This is a genomic window from Thiocapsa sp., assembly GCF_035467215.1.
In the GTDB taxonomy this organism is placed as follows: Bacteria; Pseudomonadota; Gammaproteobacteria; order Chromatiales; family Chromatiaceae; genus Thiocapsa.
In genome coordinates this window covers 21,162-27,860 of the sequence record NZ_DATITZ010000353.1, presented here as the reverse complement: position 1 = coordinate 27,860, position 6,699 = coordinate 21,162, and the positions used below count along the sequence as shown (strand labels likewise).

Here is a 6,699-nt window from a genome sequence, read left to right as displayed (position 1 = left end):
GTTCGGCGATTTTCGGAGCGCTTGCGAAGGCTTCTTCGAGAATTCGCATCTGTATCGTGATCAGATGCGCTCGTTGTTGACCGAGAACTTCGCGATTATCGGCGAGTGAAAATGCCGAAAATCTCGCATTCGCCGAGTATAACCTTAAATTTCAATTATTTGGGATTAATTTAGCGCCATTCGACCCCATGACCTTCGACGCTGTGATGACGCCGTCATTACGTACGTGCTAGTATCGACCACTATACGGGAGACACCGCCATGCCCACGATTCACGAACGGTTCACCAAACGCCAGACTCTCAACCTGCGCATCAAGGCCGAGGAGCGTGATCTGATCGATCGCGCCGCCCATGCGACGGGGAAGAATCGCACCGAGTTTATTCTCGACGCCACCCGCCGGGCGGCAGAGGAGACCCTGCTCGACCGGGCCCTGTTGCGCGTCGACAGCGATGCCTTTGCAGCCTTCCAGGCCCGGCTCGATGCGCCGCCTCATCCCAACGAACGACTCTGCAAGACCATGCAGACCGTGCCGCCTTGGGAAAAACCTTGACGGTCGGAGCACCGGAGCCACTGACCGATCTGCATGACTGCGCCGACTTCATGTGTGGCCGCGAGATGCTCGATACCTGGCTCAAGCAACGGGCGTTGCGCAATCAGGCAAGCGGGGCCTCGCGAACCTTCGTCGTCTGCGAGGGACGCCGGGTCGTTGCCTTCTACGCCTTGGCATCGAGTGCAGTGGCATCCGAGCTTGCGACCGGCCGGTTGCGGCGCAACATGCCCGACCCCATCCCAGTCGTCGTGCTTGCCCGCTTGGCCGTAGGCCGTCCATATCACGGGTTGGGTCTGGGCCGGGCCCTCATGCAGGACGCCGGGCGCCGCGTGCTCGGCGCCGCGGACTCCATCGGCATTCGCGGCCTGCTCGTGCATGCCATCGACGAGTCCGCCAAGGCGTTCTACCAGCGCCTTGGATTTGACCTCTCGCCGCTGGATCCCATGACCCTTATGATCACACTCGGCGACTTACGGGCCAGTCTTACAGATCCGACCTCGCCGGCGTAAGACCATCAGCCCGGCACCCGTCAGGCGTCCGACAAGAGGCGCAACGACGCACGGTAGCTCCCCGCCGCTGAAGAGCGCCGGCCAGGCGTCGTCGCGCGGGATGGCATCGGGAAAAAGATCGAGGCCCAGGTCAGCGATTGCGGCGGCGAAGGGTGCGAGGGCTTCGTCGCCGACCTGGTTGAAGACGACGCTGACCGCGAGCCGAACCCCTTGCCGATGAAGATCCGCGACGAGATCCGCGACGGACTCCAGCGCCCAGACATCGGTGGGGGCGCGGGCTCATGGGGCGCGGGTAGAATAGAGAGCAGGCGTCCCGCGACGTTAGGTTTGGCCTATCTGTTGCCGCCCCTTTCGTGTCGCGGTGCCTCAATAGCCGGCCCATGGTCACGGAAGCCAGCCCTCCCTCATCAGTAGGGTCGGGAACTGGCGCGCCGATGGCAGGGTCCGGTGGTATGTCCAGTGGTCTAGGGGCGCTCCGGGTAGCTGCAGTATCGGTTACCGACCTCCGGACGTGGCTTCCCGAGACTTGGATTCTCCGCAAGCCAAGAGAGCCGGCCGATGGCTGAAAGATAGATATCGCGTTGCTTGTTGCCCCGGGTCCGGACCCTGTAGCGGGCGATAGCGCGCACTAGGCTCAGGGATGTTGTTGCCATGAGACACCACCTACTCGGGGATCGCCCGGAAGTCGGCGATGTTCCGGGTCGCCAAGGCGCCGCGGTTGACGATCGAGATCGCAGCGATCATGCCATCAACTTGTTGCCGATGTGTCCGCAACTGATCACCGCATCGTCCCGCGCCGGCCGCCGACACGCCTTGGGCGCGCGTCGACTCCTTGTCGCGGTGCTCGCCGTCCTTCTGCTCGCTGCTCTCTGGTGGACTCTCCCGGCGGGCCCGGAAGTCCCGCTCGCGGACCGGACGGAGCTGCCCCTCGTTCGAGTGGAGCATATCCCGCCGTGGGTGTATCTGATCAGCTTCGTCGTCTTTCCCGCCTTCGGCGTTCCCATCTTCGCCTACTACCTGACGATCGGGGTCGTGATCGACGGCTTGGGTTGGACCCTGCTCGCGGCATGGACCTGCACGACCTCAAGTGGGCGCTGATCGGGCTCTTCCTGGTCGCGGCCGTCTGGATGACCCTTCGGATCATGCGACGCCGCGGCGTGACCCTGCTCGACCCGACCCCGCAGTCGGTGGTTCTTTCACCCCGCACCGCAGCCACGGACGACGGGGAGAATCGGGGCAAGTCGGGCGACTGGTGCTGACCTGACGGCGAGCAGGTTAAAGTATGGCTCGATGACCCCGTGAACCTTTGGCCACTCCGCACGGGCGCGAACGACGAGCGCGCCGATCACGAACCGAGACGAGCATGAGCCGATTGGACATTACAGAGGACCCTTATCTGCGCGCCTTTCGCGGCAGCTTCACCTCCGCGTTGCGCTGGCATCAGCTCGACGATCTCTGGGCGCGGATCGATGAACGTGCGGATGCGGGCTGGTATCTCTACGCGGTCGGCGAGCCGCCGCCGACTGCGGCGACGGATGCGGCCGGTGTCAGGACCTTCATCGCGGAGATCGACCGGCTGCTGCGCGCCGAGCATCGCGAGGACTATTGCGGCATCGTCTATGCCGACGATCCGCGCGCACCGACCTTCGTCAAGATCTATGATCCGAACAATCTGGGCGTGGTGTGCGGTTTCAGCGACGCCCCTCCCCTGCCCGGCTGGGTCATGAGCCTGATTCCGCCGGTTGACCTGCCGAGCACGCGTCCCCCGCCGAAGAACCGGCGGCGTTGGTGGAATCGATTGTTCGGATAGGCGAAGCTCGGATCTGAGTGGAACGCCGATTCGGCATCGCCCATCGGCAACGCAATCCCCGGATGGAGGCACGACGCGATGGATCCGAATCAGGCGTTCTCGATGCGTGTGGACGATCGCGAGGTATCGAGTCCGGTCCTCGCGGCCTTGCGTCGTCACCCGGAATTCCGAATCCAGGTCGAGCGCCTTACGGTCGGCGACTACCTGATCGACGACAGCCTCCTCTTCGAGCGCAAGACGCTGATGGATCTCGCGGCCTCGATCAAGGACGGGCGTCTCTTCGCACAGGCCGAACGTCTGGCGAGTGCCGGGCCGCGCGGTGCGCTGATCCTTGAAGGGACCGCGAAGGATCTGACCGAGAGCCGCATGAGGCGCGAGGCGATCCAGGGCGCGCTCGTGACACTGACGTTGTTCTTCGGTCTGCCGCTGCTACGCGCTCGGGATCCGGATGAATCCGCCCGGCTGATGCTCTTCGCCGCACGTCAGCAACGTTCATTCGCCAGGGGTGCACTCCCGCGACACGGCAAGCGGCCACGCGGGAAGGCGCGTCTCCAGAGCCATATCCTGCAAGGGCTGCCGCGGATCGGACCCGAGCGGGCGAAACGACTGATCGAGCACTTCGGCAGCATCGAGGCCGTGATCGCGGCGGATGCCCGGGCATTGACCGAAGTGCCCGGCATCGGCGATGCGGTCGCCGAGACGATCCGTTGGGCGGTGCGGGAAATCCCGGCCGGTATATACTCAGCGACTTTTCCGAGTTGGAGCAAAACGATGGCGCAAGGCGCAATCAAGAAGGTGGTGTTGGCCTACTCCGGTGGTCTGGATACCTCGGTCATCCTCAAGTGGCTGCAGGAGGAGTACGGCTGCGAGGTCGTGACCTTCACGGCCGACATCGGCCAGGGCGAGGAGCTCGAGCCGGCTCGCGCCAAGGCCACTGCAGCGGGGGTGAAGGAGATCTATATCGACGATCTGCGCGAGGAGTTCGTGCGCGATTTCGTCTTCCCCATGTTCCGCGCCAATGCCATCTACGAGGGCGAGTATCTGCTCGGGACCTCGATCGCGCGGCCCTTGATCGGCAAGCGGCTGATCGAGATCGCCGCCGAGACGGGTGCCGACGCCATCTCGCACGGCGCGACCGGCAAGGGCAACGACCAGGTCCGCTTCGAGCTGACCGCCTATGCGCTCAACCCGGACATCAAGATCATCGCACCCTGGCGCGAATGGGATCTGCTCTCGCGCGAGAAGCTGATGGACTATGCGGCGAGCCGCCGGATCGCGGTCGAGATGAAGCGCGACGGCACCAAGTCGCCCTACTCGATGGACGCCAACCTGCTGCACATCTCCTACGAAGGCTACGATCTGGAGGATCCCTGGGTCGAGCCGGGTGCGGACATGTGGCGCTGGAGCGTCGCGCCGGAGGATGCACCGGATCAGGCGACCGTCATCGAGCTGATGTTCGAGCACGGCGATTGTGTCGGCATCGACGGCCAACGCATGTCCCCGGCCGAGGTCTTAGCCGAGCTCAACCGCATCGGCGGGGCCAACGGCATCGGGCGCAGCGACATCGTCGAGAACCGCTATGTCGGCATGAAGTCGCGCGGCTGCTACGAGACCCCCGGCGGCACCATCCTGCTCAAGGCCCATCGCGCGATGGAATCCCTGACGCTGGACCGCGAGGCCGCGCACCTAAAGGACGAGCTGATGCCGCGCTATGCGAGCCTCGTCTACAACGGCTACTGGTTCGCGCCCGAACGGCTGATGCTTCAGGCCGCGATCGACGCGACCCAGGGGGTGGTGAACGGCGTCGTGCGCCTGCGACTCTACAAGGGCAACGTGATGGTGGTCGGGCGCAAGTCCGAGACCAACAGCCTGTTCGACGCCTCGATCGCGACCTTCGAAGAGGATGCGGGGGCCTACGATCAGAAGGATGCGACCGGGTTTATTCGGTTGAATGCGTTGCGGTTGAGGGTGGCAGGGCGCAAAAACCGCCCCTAAACCGCGTCCGAGGTGACCTGCCTGGCCGGGGGCAATCCCGGCCTTGTCGCCGTCCATTGCGTTTGCCAGACGCGGTTTAGGATAAAAAAGCGTTTCGGGAGAAGCACTTTAAAATCCTGAAGCGCGTCCGGCGATGAGTTGTTTGGATGCGTAGAGGCTCGCACATCCAGCCGAGATAGAAGAGGCACCCGGGACGCGCTTCAGCGGGGCACAATGCGCAGTAGAGATCCCTCTCCGGAGTCGATCAGCACATAGAGATAACCGTCCTGCCCCTGCCGGACGTCTCTCACGCGATTGCCGATGGTGAGCTTTTCCTCGTCGACGACCTTCGCGCCGTCCAAGACGATGCGCCGTACCTGGCCGAAGACCAGCGAGCCGCTGAAGAGGTTGCCCTGCCAGCCGGAATAGCGGTCGCCGCTGTAGAGCACCAGTCCGCTCGGGCCCTTGGAGGGTGTCCAGTTGATCAGCGGGTCGACCACCCCGGGGCGACTGCTCTCGTCGGAGACGCGCGGCCCGCGGTACTCCATGCTGTAGGTCACCTCGGGCCAGCCGTAGTTCTTACCGGTCTCGATCAGATTGAGCTCGTCCCCGCCGCGTGAACCGTGCTCGTTGGCCCAGACGCGTCCGCTCGCGGGATCGAGTGCTAGGCCCTGGATGTTGCGGTGGCCGTAGCTGTAGATCTCGGGGCGCGCACCCTTTCGGTCGACGAAGGGGTTGTCCGGGTGCGGACGCCCGTCTTCCGTGAGTCTCAGCACCTTGCCGAAGTGCGTCTCTAGGCGTTGTGCCTGGTCGCGGATGTTGCGGCCTGCAAAGGAGGTCGGCGGGTTGCCGCCGTCGCCGATACTCATCAGCAGGCTCTTGTCCGGCAGCCAAAGCAGACGCGAGCCGAAGTGCTGTCCGCCGCTCTTGACGTCGGCGTTCGTGAAAATCACATCGACATCCCGAAGCCGGTCGCCGTCGAGCCGTCCGCGTGCGAGCGCGGTCCGATTGGCCTCCGGGGTCCCGGTCGCGAAGGTGAGATAGACCAGTTGGTTGCGCTCGAAATTCGGATGCAGGGCGACATCCAGAAGACCGCCTTGGCCGTGAGACAAAACCGCAGGCAGACCGGCGACAGGCTCGGGCACCAGGGCACCGTCGCGCAGGATTCGCAGACGTCCAGGACGCTCGGTGATCAGCGCCGATCCGTCCGGGAGCCAGGCGATGGACCAAGGATGCTCCAGACCCTCCACCACCACCTCGGTGCTCCACCCCTTCGCCTCGGGCACATCGGCGGTAGGTTTGACCGGACCTTCGACCGGTGCGCAATGGGCGAGCGGGAGCCAAAGCAAGCCGAGGGCCCCGAGCAGGACCGGGCGGATCATGGGGTCACCTCCTCGGTGCTCCCGGTGGTCTCGGTCGGGCTCGCCGCTGTGCGATCAGGCAGCTCGGACGGCGCCTCGCCGCGCGCCTTCATGGTCTCGAAGGGGTCCGGTGCCGTGCGCTTGTAGCCGGCCGAGCCGATCTTCTCCAGATAATCGAACCAAAACGGCTGCCAGGCCCGCCCCAGCTTATAGAGGTATTCCCAGTCGTAGAGGCCGGACTTGTGGCCGTCGTCGAAGAAGATCTTCACCGCATAGCTGCCGACCTGCTGCAGGTCGGTGATGTTGACCTCTTCCTTTTTGACCTGGAGCTTCGCGGTGCTCGGCGAATGGCCGCGGACCTCGGCGGACGGCGAATAGACCCGCAGGTACTCGCACGGCAGTCTGAAGCGTGCCCCGTCGTCGAAGGCCACCTCCAGGATCCGTGACTTCTGATGCAGGTTGATTTCGGTCGGTCGGGCGCGCTCTTGCATAG

Annotated in this window: 8 protein-coding genes and 1 pseudogene; 7 read left to right on the top strand and 2 right to left on the bottom strand. The window is 64.4% G+C overall.

The window, feature by feature from the left end:
- Positions 1 to 261 precede the first annotated feature (261 nt).
- The 7 genes and pseudogenes from VLR48_RS19155 to VLR48_RS19125 all read left to right on the top strand — a co-directional run bounded on the left by VLR48_RS19155 (position 262) and on the right by VLR48_RS19125 (position 4,866).
- Positions 262 to 552, top strand: a complete 291-nt coding sequence (locus VLR48_RS19155; RefSeq protein ID WP_325293311.1) for a DUF1778 domain-containing protein — start codon at positions 262 to 264, stop codon at positions 550 to 552.
- Positions 537 to 1,061 carry a GNAT family N-acetyltransferase gene (locus tag VLR48_RS19150; protein ID WP_325293310.1) on the top strand — a complete coding sequence of 175 codons (525 nt, stop codon included), beginning with the start codon at positions 537 to 539 and terminating at the stop codon, positions 1,059 to 1,061. Before VLR48_RS19155 ends, VLR48_RS19150 begins: the two co-directional genes overlap by 16 nt.
- Positions 1,062 to 1,712: 651 nt before the next feature.
- A complete protein-coding gene (locus VLR48_RS19145) occupies positions 1,713 to 2,159 on the top strand; it encodes a hypothetical protein (protein WP_325293309.1) in 447 nt (148 codons plus the stop codon).
- Complete coding sequence (locus VLR48_RS19140) at positions 2,129 to 2,320, top strand: hypothetical protein (protein WP_325293308.1); 192 nt, start codon at positions 2,129 to 2,131, stop codon at positions 2,318 to 2,320. Before VLR48_RS19145 ends, VLR48_RS19140 begins: the two co-directional genes overlap by 31 nt.
- A 104-nt stretch (positions 2,321 to 2,424) precedes the next feature.
- Positions 2,425 to 2,871: a hypothetical protein gene (locus VLR48_RS19135; protein ID WP_325293307.1), complete on the top strand. Its 447-nt coding sequence runs from the start codon at positions 2,425 to 2,427 to the stop codon at positions 2,869 to 2,871.
- Between the two features lie 78 nt (positions 2,872 to 2,949).
- Positions 2,950 to 3,531 (top strand): annotated as a pseudogene (locus VLR48_RS19130) (ERCC4 domain-containing protein); the annotation flags it as partial.
- Between the two features lie 111 nt (positions 3,532 to 3,642).
- The gene (locus VLR48_RS19125) at positions 3,643 to 4,866 is read left to right on the top strand and encodes an argininosuccinate synthase (RefSeq protein ID WP_325293312.1); all 1,224 of its coding nucleotides are present in this window, start codon (positions 3,643 to 3,645) and stop codon (positions 4,864 to 4,866) included.
- A gap of 200 nt (positions 4,867 to 5,066) precedes the next feature.
- Here the strand turns inward: VLR48_RS19125 and VLR48_RS19120 are convergent, their stop codons facing one another.
- On the bottom strand, positions 5,067 to 6,227 hold the full coding sequence (locus tag VLR48_RS19120) for a PQQ-dependent sugar dehydrogenase (RefSeq protein ID WP_325293306.1): 1,161 nt from the start codon (positions 6,225 to 6,227) through the stop codon (positions 5,067 to 5,069).
- The gene (locus VLR48_RS19115) at positions 6,224 to 6,697 is read right to left on the bottom strand and encodes a DUF971 domain-containing protein (RefSeq protein ID WP_325293305.1); all 474 of its coding nucleotides are present in this window, start codon (positions 6,695 to 6,697) and stop codon (positions 6,224 to 6,226) included. The genes VLR48_RS19120 and VLR48_RS19115 overlap by 4 nt, the downstream gene beginning before the upstream one ends.
- Positions 6,698 to 6,699: the final 2 nt, after the last annotated feature.